Genomic DNA, 21,270 nt, shown 5'->3' with positions numbered 1-21,270 from the left:
CCAAAGCGGTGGGTCTGGCGACTGGCGTAGCAGTCAAAAAGCCCGCCAGACCCAAGGCTATTAGAGTTGATCTTTGTACTGCTCTAGTACTTCAAAGTTTTTGTAGATGATCTCGGTGGTGCGATCAGGACCCAGCCAGTCTGAACCAATGCCTTGGTTTTTCAGGGTTTCTTTGAACTCAGGGTTAGAGAGCACTTCGCGGTAGGCTTCGGCAAATTTCTCAAAGCGCTCGGGGTACTGTGCTTTGAATTCAGCGTGCGCTGCAATACCGCGCATGGAACCCACCAAGGTTTGTACAGGTTCGTGGCCGGCTTGTTGCAGAGCTTCGTTTAAGGTGGGGGCATCCCAGTCCGCTAAACGCTCGTCTGATGCGACGGCCAAGGGGCGAATGAATTCGGCAATAGGCAGGGTGCCATCTGCAGCCAATACGGCCATTTCTACTTGCCCACCAGCTACGGCTGTACGTGCAGCGTTACCAGATTGGTAGGTCACAATATTGACGGCATCAGGCTCTAAACCATAGGCCTGCAGCATTTGAATGGTGTTGATGTGACCAGTAGAGCCAGGAACTACGCTGATGCGAAATTTACCGGGTTGCTCTTTGATAGCGGCAATGAATTCGTCCAAGGTTTGGTAGGGCAGTTTGGCATTCAGTGCAAACAAGTCCATGTCGGTCCATTGGCCGTTCACAAAAGCAAAATCATCCAAGCTGTAGTCAGCATCCAGATTTAGAATGGCGCTGCTGATGTAAGGATGAATAGAGGTGACCAGAAAGAAGGTACCGTCTTTAGGCATATTGCGGAAATACACTTGGCCTACATGGCCACCGCCGCCTTCTTGGTTGATGGCGCGAATAGGTACACCGAGTTTTTCTTGCATTTGTTGGGCAACCAAACGTGCGGTGCGGTCAGCAGAGCCACCAGGCCCTAACGCAATCACAAAGGTAATTTGTTGGTTAGGCCAGTTATCTGCTTTTTGCGCTACAGCGGGTGCAGCAGCAGTCAGTGTCAGAGAGCTACCTACCAGCAATGTGGCTGCCCATGTTTTGATGCGTTTGAAATTCATTGTTTATTCCTGATGAAGGCAGAGCGCCAAACTGAAAATGTTTACAATGTGTGTATATGTAGAGCTATTGGACTTCCATAGGTTTCTATCATCAATTAGGGTTTCTACTAGAATGTGTGTTTTATTAAGGGGTTAATGCTATATTTCCATAAAAACACACCCTAGCTATTTTTATTGCGAGACTAATATTGTTTACAATGTCAGGTATTGATACCCAAGGTCATGGTTCGGCAAGCATGAAAATTGCTCAAGAACTGGCCAATGACATCATGGCTGGAAAACTGCAGCCTGGTGATAGGTTGGGGGAGGTAGTGTTAGCGGAACGTTTCGATATCAGCCGCGGTCCGGTGCGTGAAGCGTTGCGCAGCTTAGCGGGTTTGGGGTTAGTGACCTTTACGCCCAATATTGGTGCAAGCGTACGTGTCATGACAGCGGCAGATGCGAAGGCGCTTTATGAAGTGCGTGCGGCATTAGAAACGGAAGCGGCACGATTAGCGGCGTTAAATGTGGATGATTCTGCTAAGGCAGCGTTGCAGCCATTGTTGGAAATGGATGCGCACTCGGTGGCCAGTCATCCTTCGGGGGCTTACTTGCACCGTAGTAGCGACAGGGATTTTCACAACTTGATCGCGCAGCTAAGCGGTAACGAGCTGATTAGGCGTGCGCTAAGTGAAGAGCTGTATCCGCAACTGGTCTTATTGCGTTCGCAACATAAAAATGTGCGGGGCAGGGGGCAAGTGGCGCTGAAGGAGCACCAACGTATTGTTGAAGCCATCATGGATCGCGACAGTGAATTAGCCGCGTTATTGATGCGCCGTCATTTAACAGCAAGCTGGAAAGCATTCTCCAGCCAAGTAGAAACTAACGTGGAGTAGACAACAGGCATGGCCCATCAACACCGTATACCCGCTGTATTTATGCGCGGGGGAACCTCTAAGGCACTGATGCTGAAACGTGCCGATTTACCTGCGGATCAACAGCAGTGGCCTGCTATCTTTTTAGCGGCATTGGGAAGTCCTGATCCGTATGCCAGACAGTTGGATGGTATGGGAGGTGGGCAGTCCTCGTTGAGTAAGGTGTGCATTATCGGCCCTAGTTCAATAGAGGGTGCTGATGTGGATTACACCTTTGCGCAGATTTCGGTTACTGGCACAGAGGTGGATTACAGCGGTAACTGCGGCAATATGAGCTCGGCGGTTGGGCCTTTTGCGTACGACGAAAAAATGGTGGCTGGCCCTAGGAATGGGGAGTGCGTGGTGCGTATTCATAACACCAATTCCGGCAAGATTATTGTGTCGCGCTTTTTGGTTGAAGAGGGTGAGGCATGTGTGCATGGTGACACCCGTATCACTGGGCTTGCGTCTGCTGGGGCACCGGTTACCTTAAGTTTTGAAGACCCTGCCAATACACGGGGGGTGGGTGTGCTGCCGGCAGAGGCTGCGCAGGTAGATTTGCCTACCTTAACAGGAGCATCAGTGCCGGCTACGTTGGTGGATTCGGCTATTCCTGCGGTGTTTGTGCAAGCCGAGGCGGTGGGGGTAAGTGCCGCCATTATGCCGGATGCTGTGGATGCGCATCACAGCTTACTGGCTGAACTAGAGCATTTACGTCAGGCAGCGTCAGTGCGTATGGGAATTGCGGGGTCACTAGAGGAAGCCGCCCGCATTATTGCTATCCCTAAATTATGCATGGTAGGTAAGGCACAAACCTATACGGCGCTTAATGGCCAAGAAATCGCAGCGCGTGATGTGGACGTGATGGTACGCATGATTTCTGCAGGGCAGCCGCACCGTGCGGCGCCTATTACGGTGTCGTTGGCTACGGCAACAGCGGCCGCTATTGCTGGCAGTGTGGTGCAGCAGTGTTTAGGAGATGGCGTGGATTTACGCGCTATACGTTTGGGGTCACCTAGCGGGGTAGTGCAGGTGGGTGTGGACTTGGTGCAGCAAGAAGGTGTGCCTACACCGAAAATTCTTTCGGCAAGTATTGTGCGTACGCAGCGTCGCCTGATGGAAGGTGCTGTGTGCGTGCCTACGCTATAAATTTCGTTATATGAATGGATGGAAAAATGACTAATACCGATGCAAAAGCTGTGTGGTTAGAGCAGCCGCAACCGCGTGGTCTGGGTGCTCAACTAGCAAGCTACTGGGAACAGAAGAAATTCATTTCCATTGTGGGTGCCTATGATCCCATTGGTGGTTTGTTGGCGCGCGATGCCGGTTTTGAGGCTCTGTATCTGTCTGGTGGCGCGTTAACAGCATCGTTGGGCTTGCCCGATTTGGGCTTGATTACGATGGAAGAGTTGGTGACGCGTGCGCAAGCTATAGTGCGTGTAACGCGTTTGCCTTTGGTGGTGGATGGTGACACCGGTTTTGGTGAAGCGCTAAACGTGATGCGTTTGGTGCGTGAGCTTGAAGACGTGGGTGTGGCTGCTGTGCAGCTAGAAGACCAAATCCTGCCTAAGAAATGTGGTCACTTGAATGGTAAGCAGTTGGTCAGCCCAGAAGATATGGCGGCCAAAATTGCGGCGGCTTCTAAAGCACGACGTGATCTACGTATTATTGCGCGTACCGATGCTGCAGGCAGTGAAGGGTTAGAAGCCGCTATTGCCCGTGCCAAGATGTATGTGCAGGCGGGCGCAGATGCTATTTTCCCCGAGGCACTGACTACACAAGAAGAGTTCGAGATTTTCTCTAAGGAAATCGATGTGCCCTTGTTGGCAAACATGACGGAGTTTGGCCGTACGCCACAAACTTCTGCGGAAGAGTTTGAAAAATTGGGCTACGACATGGCGATTTGGCCAGTGTCCAGCTTACGTATTGCGGCCAAAGCAATGGAGCTTTTCTATAACAGCCTGAAGAAAACAGGTTCGGCGGCAAGCAGCGTACCGCACATGCAAACACGTGCCGAGTTGTACGAGTTAATTAATTACTTTGGCTACGAGTCTTTAGATAGTTCTATTCAGCGCACTATCATTCCTGACGTCATCGACTAAGGTTTGCCAGCAATAGCAGTAAACACACAGGCCAGCGTTTAGACGTTGGCCTGTTGCTGTTGTGGGGGCGCAGAGACTACACCACACAGTAAGTCGTCATGGCCTTGGCGGTGCAAGGTGATGTGCTCGCTGGTAATGGATAGCCATCCTGCACGCGGGGGCTGGCTGTGATCGAACTCCCAGTCGGGCAACACAATACGACGGTAGTCGGGGTGTTGCGCATCCAGATGGTGCAAGGCGGGGCGGTGAGTATGCCCGTGTATCAGCGTGGGCTGGTTATTCAGCAGCATGATGTCTAGGCAGGCGCCTGCATTGACGTCGGTAATCTGATAGGTTTTGTGTTGGCCGGCTGCTTTGCTGCGTTTTCTAAAAAAGTTAGCAATACGTTGGCGGCTTTTCAGGCTCAAACTGTAGAACAGCGCTTGGGTGAGCTTGTGGCGCACAATGCGTCTAAATCGCTGGTAGCTGTGATCGTCTGTACATAGCTCATCGCCGTGCATGAGCAAAAACTCAAAGGCGTCCGTGTGCAGAATAAGTTGATCGGGTAACAGTTCGGCCTGTAAAAAGGTGGCCAGCTCTTTACCAATCAAGAAATCGCGATTGCCTCGTACTAGGTAGAGTTTTTTACGTTGGCTAAACTGCTGCAAATGTTGCAAGGCAGTGTGCAGCCAAGGTTCGGGTGCGCGTATTTGTTCGTCACCAATCCATGCGTTGAAAATATCCCCCACAAGAATTAGGTGCTCACATGCGTCAGCGGCCTGCTCCAGAAACTGGTAGAAGGCCGCTGCGGTGTGGGGGCCTTGCGGCCCCAGGTGTATATCCGCGGCAAGCCAAACGGTGCCGCGTAACGCCCGTTTATTCAACGATAGTGGCGCTTTCAATAACCAAGTCTTCCACAGGCACGTCTTGGTGGAAACCTTTGTTGCCGGTTTTCACGGTTTTCATGCTGTCTACAACGTCTTGGCCTTCTACGACTTTACCGAATACGGCGTAGCCCCAACCATTAGGTGTAGGGGAAGTGAAGTTCAAGAAGTCGTTGTTGGTAACGTTGATGAAGAACTGTGCTGTAGCAGAGTGTGGGTCGGAAGTACGAGCCATAGCCAAGGTGTACTCGTCGTTTTTCAGACCGTTGTTGGCTTCGTTCTCTACGGGAGATTTAGTGGCTTTTTGTTTCATGCCAGCTTCAAAACCGCCGCCTTGGATCATGAAGTTGTTGATCACGCGGTGGAAAACAGTACCGTCGTAAAAACCGTCTTGCACGTAGCCGATGAAGTTTTCTACTGTTTTAGGTGCTGCTTCGGCGTTCAATTCAATGATGATGTCGCCTTTGTTAGTTTGCAGTTTAACTTTTTGGTTTGTGCTCATGGCGCTACCTTGTGTTGTAGTTGATGAGGCCGCATGTGCTGGTGAAAATACCAGACCTGCAAAGCAAAGCAGAGCGGCAAGAGTAAAAAAGCGCATAGCCAAGGCATGCGTAGACTTGAATAGGGATAAGTTTTGCATAATAGGCGATGCTCGTTAAAAATAGATAAAAAACTATTGTTGCAGAATTTGCTGAGTTTGTTGTGTACGAGCTTGGCCTAGTTGTCCAGATGCTTTGAACGATTCATTCGCAAGCATCAGCTGTACTTCACCCAGATTGGCGCGTGCAACTCTATAGTTAGGGTCTGCCGCCAATGCCATTTCTAGAGCTTCTTTAGCCATCATTAATTTACCTTGGCGCATATATTCTGCGGCCAGATTATTCCATGGCTCGGGCAACTCAGGGGCATCAATAGTGAGTTGTTGGTAGGCGGCAATCGCATCGTCATGGCGATTCAGGGCAGATAAGGCGCGTCCCTGTAAAAACAACAGTTGTACGTCAGAGCCTATTTCGTTGCGTGCTGCGCGTTGTTCCAAGCGTTTTTCGATGGAATCCAAGGCTTCAGCGGCTTGCCCTGCATCTAACATACGTTGTATGCGTTGGGTAATTTCGCTGGCAGTCAGTGGGCGTGAGGTGTCAGCGCCGGGGCTAACAGAGTCCAGAATGCGGGCTAAACCTTTCCAGCCTCGTTCTTCCCGTACTTCGTTGGGAAAAATCTCTTGATCTTGAACAGAGAGCTTGGTGGGCGGTGTTTGAGCATGAGCAATGCTGGAAATACCCCCTATAATGAAAAGCGAGGCGAATACACACGCTTGCAGGCGATTAAGAGTCTGGTTCACGAAGTCAGATGCCTTTATTGGTATACTTTACGATCCGTCATTTTAGCGTGTCTGGTGGATCGGTGGTGATTCACGCTTGCGTTGGCGTGATTTTTTATTCTATCGTATTGATTTTTAAGTGATTACTGTACATGTTGCACATTTATAATACATTGTCGCGTAGCAAAGAAGAATTTAAGCCTAGCCAGGCTGGCGTTGTGCGCATGTATGTGTGTGGTATGACTGTGTACGATTTTTGTCACCTTGGGCATGCACGCATGTTGGTAAGTTTTGACGTGATTCAGCGATGGCTGCGTCAGTCAGGTTATCAGGTGAACTACGTCCGCAATATTACAGACATCGACGATAAGATTATTCGTCGCGCGGTAGAAACAAATCGCACGCTGGGCGAAGTGACCGAATTTTATATTGCGGCTATGCATGCGGATGAAAAAGCCTTGGGTGTGGAGTCTCCCGATTCCGAACCCCGTGCGACGCAGTATGTGGGCGATATGCTGGGTATTATTGGCAAACTGGAAGAAAACGGTTTGGCCTACCAAGGTAGTGACGGCGATGTGAACTTTGCTGTACGCAAGTTCGATGGCTACGGCAAATTGTCGGGCAAAACGCTAGATGATCTACGAGCAGGTGAACGCGTAGCGGTGGCTGATGGCAAACGCGACCCGCTGGACTTTGTCTTGTGGAAATCTGCCAAAGCTGAAGAGCCGGCAGAGTCCAAGTGGGAGTCCCCCTACGGCTTGGGCCGTCCGGGCTGGCACATTGAGTGTTCGGCCATGAGCCATTCCCTATTGGGTATGCCGCTAGATATACACGGTGGTGGGCCTGACTTGAAATTCCCGCACCATGAAAACGAAATTGCACAGTCTGAAGGCGCGTTTGGCGGCACCATGGCCAACTACTGGATGCACTGTGGCCCCTTGATGGTAGATGCCGAGAAAATGTCCAAATCGTTGGGCAATTTCCGCAATATCCGTCAAACCATTGCCGTCGATGGCGATGCAGCAGATCAGTCTACCTATGTGGCTAACCCACGTGAAGCTGAAATGTTGCGTTTCTTTATTGTGCGCAATCACTACCGCAGTACGCAAAACTATGCGGCAGATAACCTATTTGATGCGCAACACGCTGTAGACCGTTTGTACCAAACCTTGGCAAACGTGCCTGCGGCTGAGCAAGAAATTGATTGGTCTTTGCCAGCGGCGCAACGTTTTGCGGCGGCTATGAACGATGATTTCAATACGGCGGGTGCCGTAGCGGTATTGTTTGAGCTTTCAGCGGCGGCCAACCGTGACAAATGCCAACAAAGCGCTGGCTTGATGAAAGCATTGGGTGGCGTATTGGGCTTGTTGCAGAAAGACCCTGCCCAGTATTTACGTTCTGCATCGCGCTATGTGCGTGATGCACGTCAAGGTGCTACCGAAAACCAACTTAGCGATGACGCGATTGATGCGTTGGTTGCTGAACGTACACAAGCCAAAGCAGACCGCGATTTCGCCAAGGCCGATGCTGTGCGCAAGCAATTGCAAGAAGCGGGTATAGAGCTAGAAGACAAGGCTGGTGGTGTCACGCAGTGGCGTCGAGCCTAGGAGCAAAGATAGTGCATAAACCGCATTATTGGGATGAAGCCAAAACACATTTGATGAAACGCGATAGGATTCTGCGTAAAATCATCCCCACGTTTGCTGAAGAACACCTGAAACCGCCTTCAGAAGCTTTTGCCACGTTGGTACGAGCCGTGATTGGCCAGCAAGTGAGTCGCCGCAATGCGGAGGCGATTTGGGAGCGGTTTAATAATGCTTTTGAGGCGCCTGCAACGCCAGCCGATGTGTTAGCGTTGGAAGTCGCAGCCTTGCAACAGATGGGCATGCCCAAACGTAAAGCCGAATATATTCTGGATCTGGCGCTGCATTTTAAAGAGCGCAAGGTAAACCCAGAAAGTTGGCAAGATATGGACGATGAGGCCATTATCAGAGAGCTCTGTGCCATTCGTGGCATTGGTCGCTGGACAGCGGAAATGTTCCTGATATTTAACCTGCATCGTGCAGATGTATTACCGTTGGACGATGCCGGATTGATTCGGGCTATCTCCCAACATTATTACAGTGGTGAGCCAGTATCCCGCTTTGAGGCACGTGAAGTGGCTCAGGCCTGGACTCCCTGGTGTACGGTGGCAACTTGGTATTTGTGGCGTAGCCTAGAACCTGTTGTCGAAAGCGAATGAATTAGCGATTAACCCGAAGACACAACAATGCGAAATACATTTCTAGAGTTTGAGCAGCCTATTGCCGAACTCGAAAACAAGATCGAAGAGTTACGTTTTGTTCAAACGGATTCTGCTGTTGATATTTCGGAAGAACTCAGCAGGCTACAACAAAAAAGCCAAACGCTGGCACGTAGCATCTACGAAAAATTAACGCCTTGGCAAACAGCGTTGGTGGCACGCCACCCACAACGTCCTTACACCATGGATTATGTGAATGAAATTTTCACAGACTACCATGAGCTGCATGGCGATCGTATGTATGCCGATGACCAAGCGATTGTTGGTGGCTTAGCACGCTTTAACGGTTTGCCTTGCATGGTGATTGGTCACCAAAAAGGCCGTGATACCAAAGAGCGTGCACGTCGTAACTTCGGTATGCCACGTCCAGAAGGCTATCGTAAAGCGTTGCGTTTGATGCGCTTGGCTGAAAAATTCAATATCCCCGTCTTTACCTTCGTAGACACCCCCGGTGCTTACCCAGGTATTGGTGCGGAAGAGCGTGGTCAGTCTGAAGCTATTGGTCATAACCTGTACGCTATGGCTGAGCTCAATGTGCCTATTATCACCACCATTATTGGTGAAGGTGGTTCGGGTGGTGCATTGGCGATTGCTGTGGCCGATACGGTGTTGATGCTGCAATACGCAACCTATGCGGTAATTTCCCCAGAAGGGTGTGCGTCTATTTTGTGGCGTAGTGCTGATAAAGCATCGGTAGCGGCTGAGGCCTTGGCAATTACAGCCCCACGTCTTAAAGAGCTGGAATTGATTGATCGCGTTGTAAACGAGCCTGTAGGCGGCGCACACCGTGACCCAGCCACTATGGCTCGTCAGTTAGGTCGTGCATTAGCCGAATCCTTACGCCAGTTGTCTGGCTTAAACCCTGAGCAACTGCGTGAGCGTCGCTTGGAGCGTTTGCTGTCTTATGGCCGTTTCCAGGAAGTTCGTTCCTAAATTTCCGCTCGCACAGATTCAGGCCCATCCGCTGGCTGAACTGTGCGATAAGCGGTTATTGCAGTCCATCCACACCCTGTATAGCAACCTGCCACCAGCTACGGTGCAGCAGGTTGCGGTTGCATTAAGTGGTGGGGTGGACTCTGCAGCCTTGGCGCTGCATATGGCGGTTTGGGCAAATGCCCTAAACCTGCCACTACATTGTTTTCATGTGCATCACGGGCTACAAGACGTAGCTGACCAGTGGTCGCAGCATGTACAAACGCTTGCCCACCATCTAGGTGCAAGTATTCATATAGAACGGGTACACGTAGACTTGCTGTCGGGCACGGGGATTGAAGCCGCTGCACGCGATGCACGTTATCTTGCGTTTCAGGCGCTGTGTCAGCGCGTAGGTGTGCATCATCTATTTGTGGCGCACCATCAAGATGACCAAGCTGAAACGGTATTGCTGCGCTTATTACGGGGTTCAGGGCCTACAGGTTTAGGCGCTATGGCGCCTGTCAGCCAGCGAGAGGGCTTTACGGTGCTTCGCCCATGGTTAGATATGCCTCGTAGCCTATTGTTGGCCGTAGGCGAGCAACTGACGCAGCACTTGAGCTGGACGCCCGTACAAGATGGCACCAACGTCAATGATGATTACACGCGTGGTGCTGTCCGTGAACGCTTAAAACCGCACTTGAATGAACGCTGGCCGGGGTGGCAAAAAATACTGACACGTCACGCGAAGTTAAGCCGTGATACTGCCCAGTTATTGGAAGAAGTAGCGGCTGAAGATTTGCTGCGCTTGGATTATCGCAAGCGTGATCATAGTTTTGATTTGAAAGCGTGGCGCGAACTTAGCGCCGCACGCCAAGCACAGGTGATGCGTCATTGGTTAGCGTTAGCAGGGCTGAAAATGCCTACCGAAGCACGTTTGGATGACATGATGCGTCAAATGCGTACCTTGCACGCGTTGGGCTTTGACCGGCACATGCAAGTAAAACATGGCGAGTTTTACGTGATTTGTCGCCAAGGGCGTGTAATTTTGCAACAATATGCATGAAAAGTCTGATAAATGCCCCATTCGACGACGGGAAATATCGTTAGAATAGAATGGCCCTTTTTCGCCACCGGGCCGTCCCAAGGCAAAAGCGAGCCCCTTGGGGATACGCACCTTGCGCAGCCGGCTAGGCAGTGGGGCATTTTTAGGTACAGACACCACTTCTATTGATTTTCGAGTAATAAGATGTCCTTGATCGTTCAAAAATATGGCGGCACTTCTATGGGCTCTGTGGAGCGCATCAGAAATGTCGCAAAACGCGTGGCCAAATGGCATGCGGCCGGTCACCAGGTCGTAGTCGTACCTTCTGCTATGTCAGGAGAAACTAACCGTTTGTTAGGGTTGGCTAAAGAAATTAGCCCACGCCCCGATGCACGCGAACAGGACATGCTTGCGGCAACTGGCGAACAGGCCAGCAGCTCTTTGCTGGCTATGGCGTTGATCGCAATGGGTGTGCCTGCACGTAGTTACGCTGGTTGGCAGGTAGCCGTGCATACCGACTCCGCCTACACCAAGGCCCGAATTAAATCTATTGATAGCGACCGCGTTAAGGGCGACCTGGATGCTGGGCGCGTCGTGATTGTGACGGGTTTCCAAGGTATTGATGACAACGGCAACATTACGACCTTGGGTCGTGGTGGTTCCGACACCTCGGCGGTAGCGATTGCTGCGGCTATGGGTGCAGAAGAGTGCCTGATCTTTACTGACGTGGATGGTGTCTACACAACTGACCCTCGCGTGGTGCCAGAAGCGCGTCGCATGAGCGTGGTGTCTTTTGAGGAAATGTTTGAGCTGGCATCGCTAGGCTCTAAAGTACTGCAAATCCGTTCTGTAGAATTTGCGGGTAAATATCGTGTGCCGGTACGCGTATTATCATCGCTTACCGACCCAGAAATTGCGCTCGAGGAAGAAAAGAACTCGGGTACATTGATTACATTCGAGGAAGATCAAAAAATGGAAGCTGCCGTTGTATCGGGTATCGCTTTTAGCCGTGATGAAGCCAAATTTACCCTGCGTGCCGTACCTGACACCCCAGGGGTAGCCTATTCCATCTTGGGCCCAATCGCCGCAGCTAACATCGATGTAGACATGATCCTGCAGAACTTGTCTGCACAGGGCACTACTGACTTCTCTTTCACTGTTAATCGTATTGATGCGGACCGCACTAACGAATTGTTGGAAACCCAAATTGGGCCAGCAGTGGGTGCAGGCGAAATTGTTTTCGATAGCAAAGTGGCTAAAGTATCCATCGTAGGTATTGGTATGCGTAGCCATGCCGGTGTGGCCAGCGCCATGTTCCGTGCCTTGTCCGAAGAAGGCATCAATATCCAGATGATTAGCACCAGCGAAATCAAAACTTCCGTAGTGATCGACGAGAAGTACATGGAATTGGCGGTACGTGCGCTGCACAAAGCCTTTGAACTGGACCAAGAAAAGGCCCAGTAAATAGGTAGTACGCGGTATTTTTCGCGTACAGAGGAAAAAAACGTTCTAGGGCTAGCAAAATTAGTTTTACTCGTGCTAGAATAGCTTTTTTGCTGGGAATGTGGCCGAGAGGTTGAAGGTACTCCCCTGCTAAGGGAGCATGCGGCTTATACCCGCATCGAGGGTTCGAATCCCTCCATTCCCGCCAGCGAAATTTGAACGAAGCCCTTGTTGATCAAGGGCTTTTTTCATTTCTGCGCGTAGTAGTTCTAATGTAGGCATGTAGATGCCAGTCAGCAAACCCGCTTAAGCGGGTTTTTTGTTGCCTGTAGAAAGTGGGTTTGTACGAGACTTGTCTACTTAAGCCTTTATAATGGCTACAAATCAGCGCAAATAGGGGTAAAGGCCATGAGAATAGCCTTATTTATTTTTGGTGCCATAGCCGTGGTGTACCTGGTAGTTAAAGGTTTTAAGCAGGTTATAGAGGAAAGCCGCCAGAAGCGGCACGATCAGGATTCAGACCATAGGCTGAAATAAGCAGCGTAGCGAAGCCTGCCAATTTGAACTCGTCACAGGAAGGTTTAATGGATACAGAGCAAAATGTACAAGGGCAACGTGCTGTTGCTTTTGAAGGCGTAACGAATTTTCGTGATTTGGGTGGATACCAAAGTGTTGATGGCGGGCATGTGCGTTGGCAGACGTTGTATAGATCTGCACACTTAGCCGATTTAACACCGTCTGACCAGGTGCAGCTGCAAGCTTTGCAAGTGAATCAAAGTATAGATTTGCGTGGGCAGTTTGAGCGTAAGAAAAAACCGTATAACTACCAGTTCTTGCAGCACACTGTGTGTGGCATCGAACCTGAAGTAGCCCGCTTGGTAGATGCTATGGTGCAGCAACATGGGCATGTGACCCCAGAACAAGCTAGCCAGTACATGCAAAGCATGTATCACGACTTCCATCAAAATAACCAAGCCCACTTTTCGCAGTGTTTACGTACGATATGTGCTGCCGATGAGCCTTTGGTGGTGCATTGTACGGCTGGTAAAGACCGCACCGGCTTTGCATCGGCTTTGCTGCTCAGCATGCTAGGAGTGCATCGTGATGATATCTTGGCGGACTACATGCTGACCGAACAGTATTATCACCGTTCCTTTAAAGCGGAATATGGCATGAGTGAAGATGTCATGCGTATTTTGTGGGGCGTCAGCGCACAGTATTTAGAACAAAGCTTTGATGAGCTAGATACTCAGTACGGTTCAGTGCTGAATTACGTGACAGAAGGCTTGAAAATTGATGCGGCTGATCTAGAGCAACTGCGTTCTCGTTTGTTGGTGTAAATCGCGTGTCATCCCTGCTATATAGACTACACACTCAGTAAAAGTGCGGTGAACCATAGCTGTTATTTTCTGTGCTGAATAGAAACATTTGGTTGCATAGAACTACGGTATGGTTCACAGAACCCCCTTTTTTGAGTCAGCCTCATCTGAGGCTAGCTGGTCTGTATAGGAGTTAAAGTATGAGCTCGCGAGTAGGTACGTCATCCCTTGATCAGATATTTTCACTGGGGGCCGTGCGATCGGACCTCTGGCGCGAACTTTTAGTGGCCGCCCAGAAATGGGCCCGCAACGAGGGGCAAGATCAGGTAGTTCAAGAAAAATTCCAACACCTACGTGATCTAGAAATTCTGCATGCTTATCCAGGCCGTCATTTGATGGCGACGTTGGCAGCACACTTACAGGCAGGGCGCAGTACAGCCTTTGTGGAGCTAGCTAGCCGCATTTCTTTTGCCATTTTGGCGCGCTATTACAAAGACGATTCGCGCGAATGGGAAGCCAGTAACGATGTAGACCATTATGGTGAGGTACGCCATGAGGGCGAGAGCCTGGGTGGTGGCCGCCCCTATTTCGAGGTATTGGTCGTAGCCCCTGGAAACAGTCCTCGTGTAGAGCGTAACGTGCAGCTATTGCGAGCACAGCGCCGCAAAGAAGATGACTTTGTGTACGAGCCAGTAGTGGTGGATAACTTCCAAGATGCGTTTTGTGCGATTTCAGTGAATAGCAATATTTGCGCGGTGGCTATCTTTGAAGGCTTTGATTTCAAAAGTAAACAGTCCGTACCGCTGTTAGATCAAGCAATTCAAGAGCTGGATGTACATGTGGATGAAAGCCATTTGGCCTTGCAGTTGGCGGTAACCTTAGCGAATTATCGCCCTGAGCTAGATATCTACCTGCTTTCAGATCTACGTCCAGAAGATATTGCCAGCGACGAACGTGCGAAGAGTGTACGCCGTGTGCTGTACGCGGTAGAAGAGCCTATGGAGTTGCACCTGTCTATCTTGGAAGGGGTGCGGGCACGTTACCAAACGCCGTTTTTTGATAACTTAAAACGCTACGCCAGCAAACCCATTAGCACCTTTCACGCGCTGCCTATTGCTCGTGGGAAATCGGTATTTAAGTCAGATTGGATTCGCGACATGGGCGAGTTCTATGGCTTGAACCTGTTCTTGGCTGAGTCGTCTGCGACTACCGGCGGCTTAGACAGCTTGTTAGAACCTACAGGTAACATCAAAAAAGCCCAAGAGCGTGCGGCAAAAGCCTTTGGGGCAGAGCACTGCTTTTTTGTAACTAACGGTACTAGTACATCGAACAAAATGGTGCTGATGGCCATTGCGCAGCCCGGCGACATCATCATTGTGGATAGGAACTGCCATAAGTCACACCACTATGGCATGGTGTTAGGTGGTTTGCAGCCGTATTACGTGGAAGCCTTCCCCATGAAGGAATACTCCATGTATGGTGCGGTGCCACTGCAAAACATTAAACGTGCGTTGTTGAACCTGAAAAAAGAAGGCAAGTTGGATCAGGTGCGTGCGGTAGACCTGACCAATTGCACCTTTGACGGGCATGTCTATAACACCAGACGCGTGATGCTGGAATGCTTGGCGATCAAGCCTGACTTGGTGTTCTTGTGGGATGAGGCATGGTTTGGTTTTGCGCATTGGTCGCCATTTTTACGACCACGCACCGCGATGGGTGCTGCAGCGTACATAGAGAAATGGCTAACTGATCCTGCCTCGGTAGAAGAATATGAGCGCCAGCAACAGGAGTTAGGCAGCAACCCAAGCGAAGAACAGTTGCTGAACACTTACTTGTTGCCTGATCCGCGCCTAGTACGTTTGCGCGTGTACCAGACTAACTCCACGCATAAATCCATGTCGGCCATTAGACAGGGGTCTATGGTGCTGGTGAAAGACGTAGATTTTTATAGCATTGAACCTCAGTTGCATGAGGCCATCTTTACCCATGCAACCACCAGCCCGAATCAGCAGCTTATTGCTTCGCTGGACGTGGCGCGTAGACAAATGGAACTAGAAGGCTATGGCTTGGTGAATAACGCCATCCAAATTGCTTTTGATATACGCAGCCAAATTAACAAACATCCGCTGATTTCGCGTTATTTCCAAGTGCTGGGCGCAGACAAGATGATTCCTGCTGAATTCCGCCAAAGTGGTTTCCAAGATTTCTTGGTAGAAGGCACGAACTGGGATGATGCTGTGTGCAGCATTAGGGATGACGAGTTCTTCCTAGACCCAACACGCATTACCTTGGTGTGTGGTACGGCAGGTTTTGACGGTACACAGTTTAAACAGCTGTTGGCGGACAAGTTTGATATTCAGCTGAACAAGACGTCGCGTAACTCGGTCTTGCTACAGTCCAACATCAACAACACACGCAGTGACGTGGCGCACTTAATCCGTGTCTTGCTGGAAATTTCTAGTGATGTGGAAGAAAAACTGACGAAAACAGGTGAACAAGGGCGACTGCGTTTTGAAGAGCGTGTAAACAGCTTGATGCACGATGTTCCTGATTTGCCCAACTTTAGCCACTTTCACGAGAAGTTCCGTCATGACAGCAATGGTGCTGTCGCGGTAGAGGGCGATATTCGTGAGGCCTTCTTCATGAGTTGGAAAGAAGAGAACTGCGAATACGTAGCCTTAAACAGCGAGGAATGCGATAAGCGCTTAAAAGATGGTCCACCTATGGTGTCGGCCAAAATGGTGATTCCATACCCACCTGGTTTTCCTATCTTGGTACCGGGGCAAGTGATTAGCCGTGACACTATCGAATTCATGCGTAAGTTGGACGTGAAAGAAGTGCATGGCTATGAAGCTAGCCGTGGTCTACAGTTACTGAAAATTCGTTAACGCACCTATGGGTTAATCACGCATAACGGCCAGACTAGCAGTAGTTCTGGCCGTTATTGGCGTAGTAGGGGGAAATATGGCAATTTGGCATTGGATAGAGCAAACCTTACGTAGCTATCCTGAACTGGCAATTTTTCTAGCCTTAGCGGCTGGCTATTGGATAGGTGGAAAGAAATTTGGCAGCTTTAGCTTAGGTTCTGTGACGGGTACGCTGCTGGCTGGGGTGATTATTGGTCAGATAGGCATAGATATTTCACCGCACATTAAGTCGGTGTTTTTCATCATGTTCCTGTTTGCGGTGGGCTTTGGTGTGGGGCCGCAGTTTGTACGTGGGGTGGCGAACGACGGGTTACCGCAAGCGGTGTTTGCCATTGTGGTGTCGTGCCTGTGCTTGTTTTCGGTGTATTTGGCCGCGGTGTTGTCGGGCTATGGCCCCGGTTTGGCGGCGGGCTTATTGGCCGGTACACAAACCATTTCAGCCTCTATTGGCTTGGCAACCGATGCCATTAACAGGCTGGATATGAGTGCCGATCAAATTCAGGCACAGCTAGATGCAATTCCAGTGGCCTATGCTGTAACGTACTTGTTTGGTACGGTGGGTACGGGTTGGATTATTGCGTACCTAGGACCCAAAATCTTGCGCATCAACTTGCAGGATGAATGTGCCCGTTACGAAAAAGAAATGTCTGAAGGCGAGCCAGACGGCGGCATTCAGTCGGCGTGGTACCAGTACATTGTGCGTGCGTTCAAACTAACCAAGCCAGACTTTATTGCGGGTAAAACAGTGGCCGAAGCTGAGGCGGGCATGACGGGCGGTGAGCGCCTGTTCCTAGAAAACCTGCGCCGCAATGGCAAGATCATCGAGTTTGATGGCAATACGGTATTGCAAGTGGGGGATGTGGTGGCAGTGTCGGGTAGGCACGAGACCTTAGTGGACTGGTCTAATCGCGCCGAAGAGGTAGCCGATCAAGAGCTGTTGCAGATCCCTATTGAATCCATCGATGTCGTGGTTACCAGCAAAAATGCGAACGGCAAAACATTGCTAGAGCTATCTAAAAGCCCGTGCGCACGTGGGGTCTATGTCACTCGTATACGTCGTGGTTCCGTAGGGGTAGAAATCCCCGTACAGGCACAAACCAAATTGCACCGTGGTGACATTGTGAGCGTGAGCGGTAGTCGCAAACATGTGGAGTCTGTCATTGAAGAATTCGGTTTTGCCGACAGACCCACCAGCGTGACTGACATGGTGTTTGTGGGTTCCGGTATTGTGCTGGGGGGCTTGGTAGGGGCAATCGTTGTGCCTATAGGTGGGGTACCCATTACCCTATCTACCTCGGGTGGTGCGTTGATAGCCGGTTTGATCTTTGGCTGGTTACGCAGCTTTAAGCCCAAACTGGGCAGTGTACCTAGCGCCACCCTATGGTTTATGAACTCGGTAGGGTTAAACGTATTTATTGCCGTTGTAGGCATTACCGCTGGGCCTACCTTTATCCAAGGGGTAAAAGAAGTAGGGATAGAGCTGTTTTTCTGGGGCTTATTTGCGACCAGCTTACCCATGTTGCTTGCGCCGTTAATCGGCAAATACATCTTCCGCTTTGACCCAGCCATTAACCTAGGGTGCTGCGGGGGCGCACGTACCAGTACGGCATCAGTAGCGATGGTGGCAGAGGCGGCTAAAAGTAACGTGCCTATGCTGGGGTATACCGTGCCTTACGCGATTAGCAATACGTTTTTGACGCTGTGGGGGATGGTGATTGTGCTGTTGCTGGGGTGAGTAACGAGGGAGAAAGCAGCAATAAAAAAGCCCAGCATGTGCTGGGCTTTTTCTCATTCGCTTAGAAGTAACGTTTCTTCTGGAAGAACAACGCCACAACTCCGCTAATCACCACCATGCTGATGATAATGGCCGTAAAGGCACCCGGCTCATCTTGATAAGGCAGTGGCACGTTCATCCCGTAAATGCTGGCGATCAGCGTAGGAATGGACAGCACAATCGTCACAGCAGTTAGCAACTTCACAATGTGGCTAACGTTATTTTGAATAATGTTGCCGTACGCATCCATCACGTTATTCAGGTTGATCTGGCTGATCTTGGTAATGGAGTACACCTGCTCAACCTCTACCAACGCCTCTTCAAACAGCAGCTTGGCACGTGAGTCCATAGGCAGCGGATTGTCTTGCTGCATACGGTTCATCACGTGCATGAGGTTTTTCAGAGCGGTGGTTAGGTAGATCAAACTTTCGTTCAGGTACAGCAAGGTGTATAGCTCTTGGTTGCGGTACGACTTTGACAGTTCGTCTTCCGCTTTGCTAATGGCGTCATCCAGCGTTTTACTGGCATCAGCAAACACGTGAGCTACCTGATTCAAAATGGCAAACAGGTTGTAGCTCTGGTTGTGCTCATCCAAAATTAAACCTTGCTGCACAAAGAAGTCTTTGTTGATAAAGCCATTTTCTTTGCACACCGTTACCATGTGCCCACCGGTTAGGATGATGCCAAATGGAATGGTTTTGTATTTCACATCGTCGTACAGGTTTTTGACGTTAGGGTCGCTGTAGGGAATGTGCAGCATCAGCAAGGTGGCGGGGCCGCGGTGTTCGATGCGTGGGCGTTCATCTGAATCCAGCGCATCGTTTAAGAACTCGATGGGCAAGTTCAAGGTGGCGGCTACGTCGTGAATTTCGTCTAAGGTTGGGTTGATCAGTTGCACCCAGCTGTTTTGGCGAATTTTTTCAACTTTGGTGAGCTCGTTGTTACGGCTGCAGTAGATAGTTTTCATGATGGTTTCTCGTGCGAAATGGGTTCCAAGGGCAGGGCGCTATTAGAGGCGCAGGTACTTTTTCTTGTAGAACAGCACCACTAAGAAGGCGCTAATTAGCACCATGGCGCTACTGACCACGACTGTGGATATCCACTCTTCTTCATACGGCAAAGCCACGTTCATCGAGAAAATGCTGCCTATCATTGTGGGAATAATCATCACAATGGTCAGCGTGGTAAGCATTTTCAGCACGGAGTTCAGGTTGTTGTGAATAATGGCAGCGTAAGCATCCATCAGGTTGCTCAGGCTTTCACGACGCATTTCGGTAATCTCAGCCGATTGCTGGATGTCGATCAAGATATCGTTCAGACGGGTTTTTTCTTCGTCGTGAATTTTGATATCCATACCTTCCATCAAGCGCTTGTACAAAATAGACATGGCGCTTAACGAGGTAGAGAAGTACACCAAGCTTTTGTTCAGGTTGATCAGGCCAAACAGCTCGTTGTTGTGGTACGAGGATTTGATCTTTTTCTGTAGTGCACTGACCTGATGATTGATCTGGTGCAGACTGTGATCAAAGGCTAGAGACACAGCTTTGAACAGCAGCAAGCTGATGCGGGTTTTCATGAAAGACTGGTAGTCGCCGTATTTTCCTTTGATAAGGTCAGCAATAAAAGGCAGTTTTTCACGAGCGACAATCACCAGATTATCTTGTGTGTGGATCACGCCAATAGGCGCAGTTTTGTAGGGCACACCGTCTTTGGCGCTTTCTTCTGATACACGCACAGGGGCATTCACTACGATTAGCGAGGCACTGCTGGATTTTTCTATGCGTGGTAGCTCGTTCTTGTCCAGTGAGTCTTCGAAGAAATCCAGAGGAATATTCAGTGTTTTAGCCGTGCTTTGAATTTCTGCGGCTGTGGGGTTTTCCAAGTACACCAAGCTGTTGTGGGTGATCTCGTTAACCGTAATGAGGGAGCCTTGGGCATCGCTTTTGTAAATGTGCAGCATGGGTTTCTCCAGAAACTTAGAGGATCCGACGGACCTTGAGGGTGACCACCAACAACGTGGCGATAATCAGGGCAATACCAGCGAGTGTTGCCAAGGCGTACGGTTCATCCTGGAAAGGTAAAGGGATGTTCATGCCATAGATGCTGGCTAGCCCCATAGGGACGGCTGCGACAATGACATATACAGATAAATACTGAACCACCAAGCTCAGGTTGTTTTCCACAGCAGCGGAATACGCATCCATCAAGTTACTGAGGTTGATGTTGTGAATCTCGGCCATGCTTTGTGCCTGTTCGGTTTCAATAATGGCATCCGTTAATAAGGCATGACTGGATTCATCAGAATAAAATTTCTTTCTAATTTGTATTTTTTTCAAAATATTTAAATTAGATTTAAGCGTGCTAGATAGTAGGTTAAGGTTTTTGTTATTTTCAATTAGATGGAATATTTGTTTGTTTTGAATGGATGTTTTTAATCCATTTTCTATTTCTTCTACTTTGTTATTAATTTCAGAAAGTGCTTCTACAAATTTGCGAGCACAGACCTTCAAAATACTAAACAGTACGGCGTGCACACTAGTGTGGTTGCCTGTGCTATTAAAGGTATTTAGAAGGTGGTGCAAAGACTGATTAGAGTCTTGTCCTAGGGTGGCAATCTGCTGGTCACGTACCAGAATAGTTAGGTACTCCATGTCAAACAGGCGCTTGGCATCGGGTGAGTTTTTCTTGGTAGCGGCAAGCGTAATAACCGTGGTGCCCTGGTACTCCATAGCCAGTGGGCGGCACGATGAACTCAACTGTTTTTGCAGGGTCTTAATATCCAGAGAAAACGTGCTGGCCAGTGAGCGCACCACGTCTTGCCCTGGATTGACGTGGTGGTCCCAGCTGACACGGCCAACGGCCTGATCAGCAGCATGTGCTGTAGGGGCTTGATAGAGCTTTAACATGTAAAACACCTTGCTGTGCATGGGGTTTATCGGCTCATCCAGAGGATGACACCGTAACGGTGTCCATTAGTTTGAGAACTAACAGGCAATGAAAACACGCCTCTCCAGAATGGGGCCGTGCGTTCGCAAGGTGTGGCCTGAGTAGGCGAGTCACCGTTGTTCATGCACCAGATTGGCAGCACACAAAAGCAGGCTGCCAATGCACCCCAAATCATTGAGCTTTAGCACTGCACGGCATAAGGGACTAAACCCTAGCTACGTTATAAACCACCTTAAGTCGATGGTTTCTGTTCAAACCCATTGGCGTCTTTGGACGTTTCTGGGCAGTAGCCTTTCTCCGTACAGGAGCCTTACCTAACGAGGTCTGGTCTGTATCGACTTCATAAGTATAAGACGGCTTT

18 protein-coding genes, 1 tRNA gene and 1 riboswitch are annotated in these 21,270 nt (G+C 49.8%); of the genes, 12 read left to right on the top strand and 7 right to left on the bottom strand.

From position 1 onward, the window contains the following. Positions 1 to 60: 60 nt before the first annotated feature. Positions 61 to 1,065, bottom strand: coding sequence for a tripartite tricarboxylate transporter substrate binding protein (locus GY634_RS11030; protein ID WP_166408585.1), 1,005 nt, complete (start codon positions 1,063 to 1,065; stop codon positions 61 to 63). Positions 1,066 to 1,262: 197 nt separating this feature from the next. Between GY634_RS11030 and GY634_RS11025 the strand changes: the two genes are divergently transcribed. Genes GY634_RS11025 through prpB form a run of 3 tightly spaced genes read left to right on the top strand, consistent with a single transcriptional unit; the run spans position 1,263 to position 4,060 of the window. Then, a complete protein-coding gene (locus GY634_RS11025; protein ID WP_166408584.1) occupies positions 1,263 to 1,940 on the top strand; it encodes a GntR family transcriptional regulator in 678 nt (225 codons plus the stop codon). Between the two features lie 9 nt (positions 1,941 to 1,949). After that, positions 1,950 to 3,107, top strand: coding sequence for a PrpF domain-containing protein (locus tag GY634_RS11020; RefSeq protein WP_166408583.1), 1,158 nt, complete (start codon positions 1,950 to 1,952; stop codon positions 3,105 to 3,107). A 26-nt stretch (positions 3,108 to 3,133) separates the two neighbouring features. Further along, positions 3,134 to 4,060: a methylisocitrate lyase gene (prpB, locus tag GY634_RS11015; protein WP_166408582.1), complete on the top strand. Its 927-nt coding sequence runs from the start codon at positions 3,134 to 3,136 to the stop codon at positions 4,058 to 4,060. A gap of 38 nt (positions 4,061 to 4,098) precedes the next feature. Here the strand turns inward: prpB and GY634_RS11010 are convergent, their stop codons facing one another. The 3 genes from GY634_RS11010 to GY634_RS11000 form a co-directional block, all read right to left on the bottom strand. Then, positions 4,099 to 4,941, bottom strand: coding sequence for a UDP-2,3-diacylglucosamine diphosphatase (locus GY634_RS11010; RefSeq protein ID WP_423227298.1), 843 nt, complete (start codon positions 4,939 to 4,941; stop codon positions 4,099 to 4,101). Beyond that, positions 4,916 to 5,425 carry a peptidylprolyl isomerase gene (locus GY634_RS11005; protein ID WP_207625577.1) on the bottom strand — a complete coding sequence of 170 codons (510 nt, stop codon included), beginning with the start codon at positions 5,423 to 5,425 and terminating at the stop codon, positions 4,916 to 4,918. Before GY634_RS11005 ends, GY634_RS11010 begins: the two co-directional genes overlap by 26 nt. A gap of 171 nt (positions 5,426 to 5,596) precedes the next feature. Beyond that, on the bottom strand, positions 5,597 to 6,262 hold the full coding sequence (locus GY634_RS11000; RefSeq protein ID WP_242683687.1) for a tetratricopeptide repeat protein: 666 nt from the start codon (positions 6,260 to 6,262) through the stop codon (positions 5,597 to 5,599). A gap of 131 nt (positions 6,263 to 6,393) precedes the next feature. Here GY634_RS11000 and cysS point away from each other — a divergent pair, with 131 nt between their 5' ends. From cysS to aspT, 9 genes are all read left to right on the top strand, one after another. Further along, positions 6,394 to 7,848, top strand: coding sequence for a cysteine--tRNA ligase (gene cysS, locus GY634_RS10995; protein WP_166408581.1), 1,455 nt, complete (start codon positions 6,394 to 6,396; stop codon positions 7,846 to 7,848). A gap of 53 nt (positions 7,849 to 7,901) precedes the next feature. Further along, positions 7,902 to 8,483 carry a DNA-3-methyladenine glycosylase family protein gene (locus GY634_RS10990; RefSeq protein ID WP_166408680.1) on the top strand — a complete coding sequence of 194 codons (582 nt, stop codon included), beginning with the start codon at positions 7,902 to 7,904 and terminating at the stop codon, positions 8,481 to 8,483. 27 nt (positions 8,484 to 8,510) lie between these two features. Further along, entirely contained in the window at positions 8,511 to 9,476 is a 966-nt protein-coding gene (locus GY634_RS10985; protein WP_166408580.1) for an acetyl-CoA carboxylase carboxyltransferase subunit alpha, read from the top strand. Then, complete coding sequence (gene tilS / locus GY634_RS10980; RefSeq protein WP_166408579.1) at positions 9,448 to 10,521, top strand: tRNA lysidine(34) synthetase TilS; 1,074 nt, start codon at positions 9,448 to 9,450, stop codon at positions 10,519 to 10,521. The genes GY634_RS10985 and tilS overlap by 29 nt, the downstream gene beginning before the upstream one ends. A gap of 183 nt (positions 10,522 to 10,704) precedes the next feature. After that, entirely contained in the window at positions 10,705 to 11,964 is a 1,260-nt protein-coding gene (locus GY634_RS10975; RefSeq protein ID WP_166408578.1) for an aspartate kinase, read from the top strand. A 94-nt stretch (positions 11,965 to 12,058) separates the two neighbouring features. Then, a tRNA-Ser gene (locus GY634_RS10970) sits at positions 12,059 to 12,151 on the top strand. A 376-nt stretch (positions 12,152 to 12,527) separates the two neighbouring features. Beyond that, complete coding sequence (locus GY634_RS10965; protein WP_166408577.1) at positions 12,528 to 13,283, top strand: tyrosine-protein phosphatase; 756 nt, start codon at positions 12,528 to 12,530, stop codon at positions 13,281 to 13,283. 179 nt (positions 13,284 to 13,462) lie between these two features. Continuing rightward, complete coding sequence (locus tag GY634_RS10960) at positions 13,463 to 16,150, top strand: beta-eliminating lyase-related protein (protein ID WP_166408576.1); 2,688 nt, start codon at positions 13,463 to 13,465, stop codon at positions 16,148 to 16,150. A 76-nt stretch (positions 16,151 to 16,226) separates the two neighbouring features. After that, the gene (aspT, locus tag GY634_RS10955; RefSeq protein WP_166408575.1) at positions 16,227 to 17,924 is read left to right on the top strand and encodes an aspartate-alanine antiporter; all 1,698 of its coding nucleotides are present in this window, start codon (positions 16,227 to 16,229) and stop codon (positions 17,922 to 17,924) included. Positions 17,925 to 17,985: 61 nt separating this feature from the next. On the opposite strand, the gene GY634_RS10950 is transcribed toward aspT, so the two are convergent. From GY634_RS10950 to GY634_RS10940, 3 genes are read right to left on the bottom strand one after another with little or no spacing between them, the layout of a single operon-like run. Then, complete coding sequence (locus tag GY634_RS10950; protein ID WP_166408574.1) at positions 17,986 to 18,930, bottom strand: magnesium transporter CorA family protein; 945 nt, start codon at positions 18,928 to 18,930, stop codon at positions 17,986 to 17,988. 42 nt (positions 18,931 to 18,972) lie between these two features. Continuing rightward, entirely contained in the window at positions 18,973 to 19,923 is a 951-nt protein-coding gene (locus GY634_RS10945; protein ID WP_166408573.1) for a magnesium transporter CorA family protein, read from the bottom strand. Positions 19,924 to 19,939: 16 nt separating this feature from the next. Then, complete coding sequence (locus tag GY634_RS10940; RefSeq protein ID WP_166408572.1) at positions 19,940 to 20,869, bottom strand: magnesium transporter CorA family protein; 930 nt, start codon at positions 20,867 to 20,869, stop codon at positions 19,940 to 19,942. Between the two features lie 198 nt (positions 20,870 to 21,067). Beyond that, positions 21,068 to 21,238: riboswitch (M-box (ykoK) riboswitch) on the bottom strand. Positions 21,239 to 21,270: the final 32 nt, after the last annotated feature.

The organism is Paenalcaligenes suwonensis (assembly GCF_011290505.1).
Lineage (GTDB): Bacteria > Pseudomonadota > Gammaproteobacteria > Burkholderiales > Burkholderiaceae_B > Paenalcaligenes > Paenalcaligenes suwonensis.
Note: the sequence above shows the minus strand (reverse complement) of the source record. Positions and strands in the feature narration are given on the sequence as shown.

What these genes read in the sequence shown, in the direction of transcription:
- GY634_RS11030 (WP_166408585.1), bottom strand. Translation starts at nt 1,065, where the DNA reads ATGAATTTCAAACGCATCAAAACATGGGCAGCCACATTGCTGGTAGGT.
- GY634_RS11025 (WP_166408584.1), top strand. Translation starts at nt 1,263, where the DNA reads ATGTCAGGTATTGATACCCAAGGTCATGGTTCGGCAAGCATGAAAATT.
- GY634_RS11020 (WP_166408583.1), top strand. Translation starts at nt 1,950, where the DNA reads ATGGCCCATCAACACCGTATACCCGCTGTATTTATGCGCGGGGGAACC.
- prpB (WP_166408582.1), top strand. Translation starts at nt 3,134, where the DNA reads ATGACTAATACCGATGCAAAAGCTGTGTGGTTAGAGCAGCCGCAACCG.
- GY634_RS11005 (WP_207625577.1), bottom strand. Translation starts at nt 5,425, where the DNA reads ATGAGCACAAACCAAAAAGTTAAACTGCAAACTAACAAAGGCGACATC.
- cysS (WP_166408581.1), top strand. Translation starts at nt 6,394, where the DNA reads ATGTTGCACATTTATAATACATTGTCGCGTAGCAAAGAAGAATTTAAG.
- GY634_RS10990 (WP_166408680.1), top strand. Translation starts at nt 7,902, where the DNA reads ATGAAACGCGATAGGATTCTGCGTAAAATCATCCCCACGTTTGCTGAA.
- GY634_RS10985 (WP_166408580.1), top strand. Translation starts at nt 8,511, where the DNA reads ATGCGAAATACATTTCTAGAGTTTGAGCAGCCTATTGCCGAACTCGAA.
- tilS (WP_166408579.1), top strand. Translation starts at nt 9,448, where the DNA reads ATGGCCGTTTCCAGGAAGTTCGTTCCTAAATTTCCGCTCGCACAGATT.
- GY634_RS10975 (WP_166408578.1), top strand. Translation starts at nt 10,705, where the DNA reads ATGTCCTTGATCGTTCAAAAATATGGCGGCACTTCTATGGGCTCTGTG.
- GY634_RS10965 (WP_166408577.1), top strand. Translation starts at nt 12,528, where the DNA reads ATGGATACAGAGCAAAATGTACAAGGGCAACGTGCTGTTGCTTTTGAA.
- GY634_RS10960 (WP_166408576.1), top strand. Translation starts at nt 13,463, where the DNA reads ATGAGCTCGCGAGTAGGTACGTCATCCCTTGATCAGATATTTTCACTG.
- aspT (WP_166408575.1), top strand. Translation starts at nt 16,227, where the DNA reads ATGGCAATTTGGCATTGGATAGAGCAAACCTTACGTAGCTATCCTGAA.
- GY634_RS10950 (WP_166408574.1), bottom strand. Translation starts at nt 18,930, where the DNA reads ATGAAAACTATCTACTGCAGCCGTAACAACGAGCTCACCAAAGTTGAA.
- GY634_RS10945 (WP_166408573.1), bottom strand. Translation starts at nt 19,923, where the DNA reads ATGCTGCACATTTACAAAAGCGATGCCCAAGGCTCCCTCATTACGGTT.
- GY634_RS10940 (WP_166408572.1), bottom strand. Translation starts at nt 20,869, where the DNA reads ATGTTAAAGCTCTATCAAGCCCCTACAGCACATGCTGCTGATCAGGCC.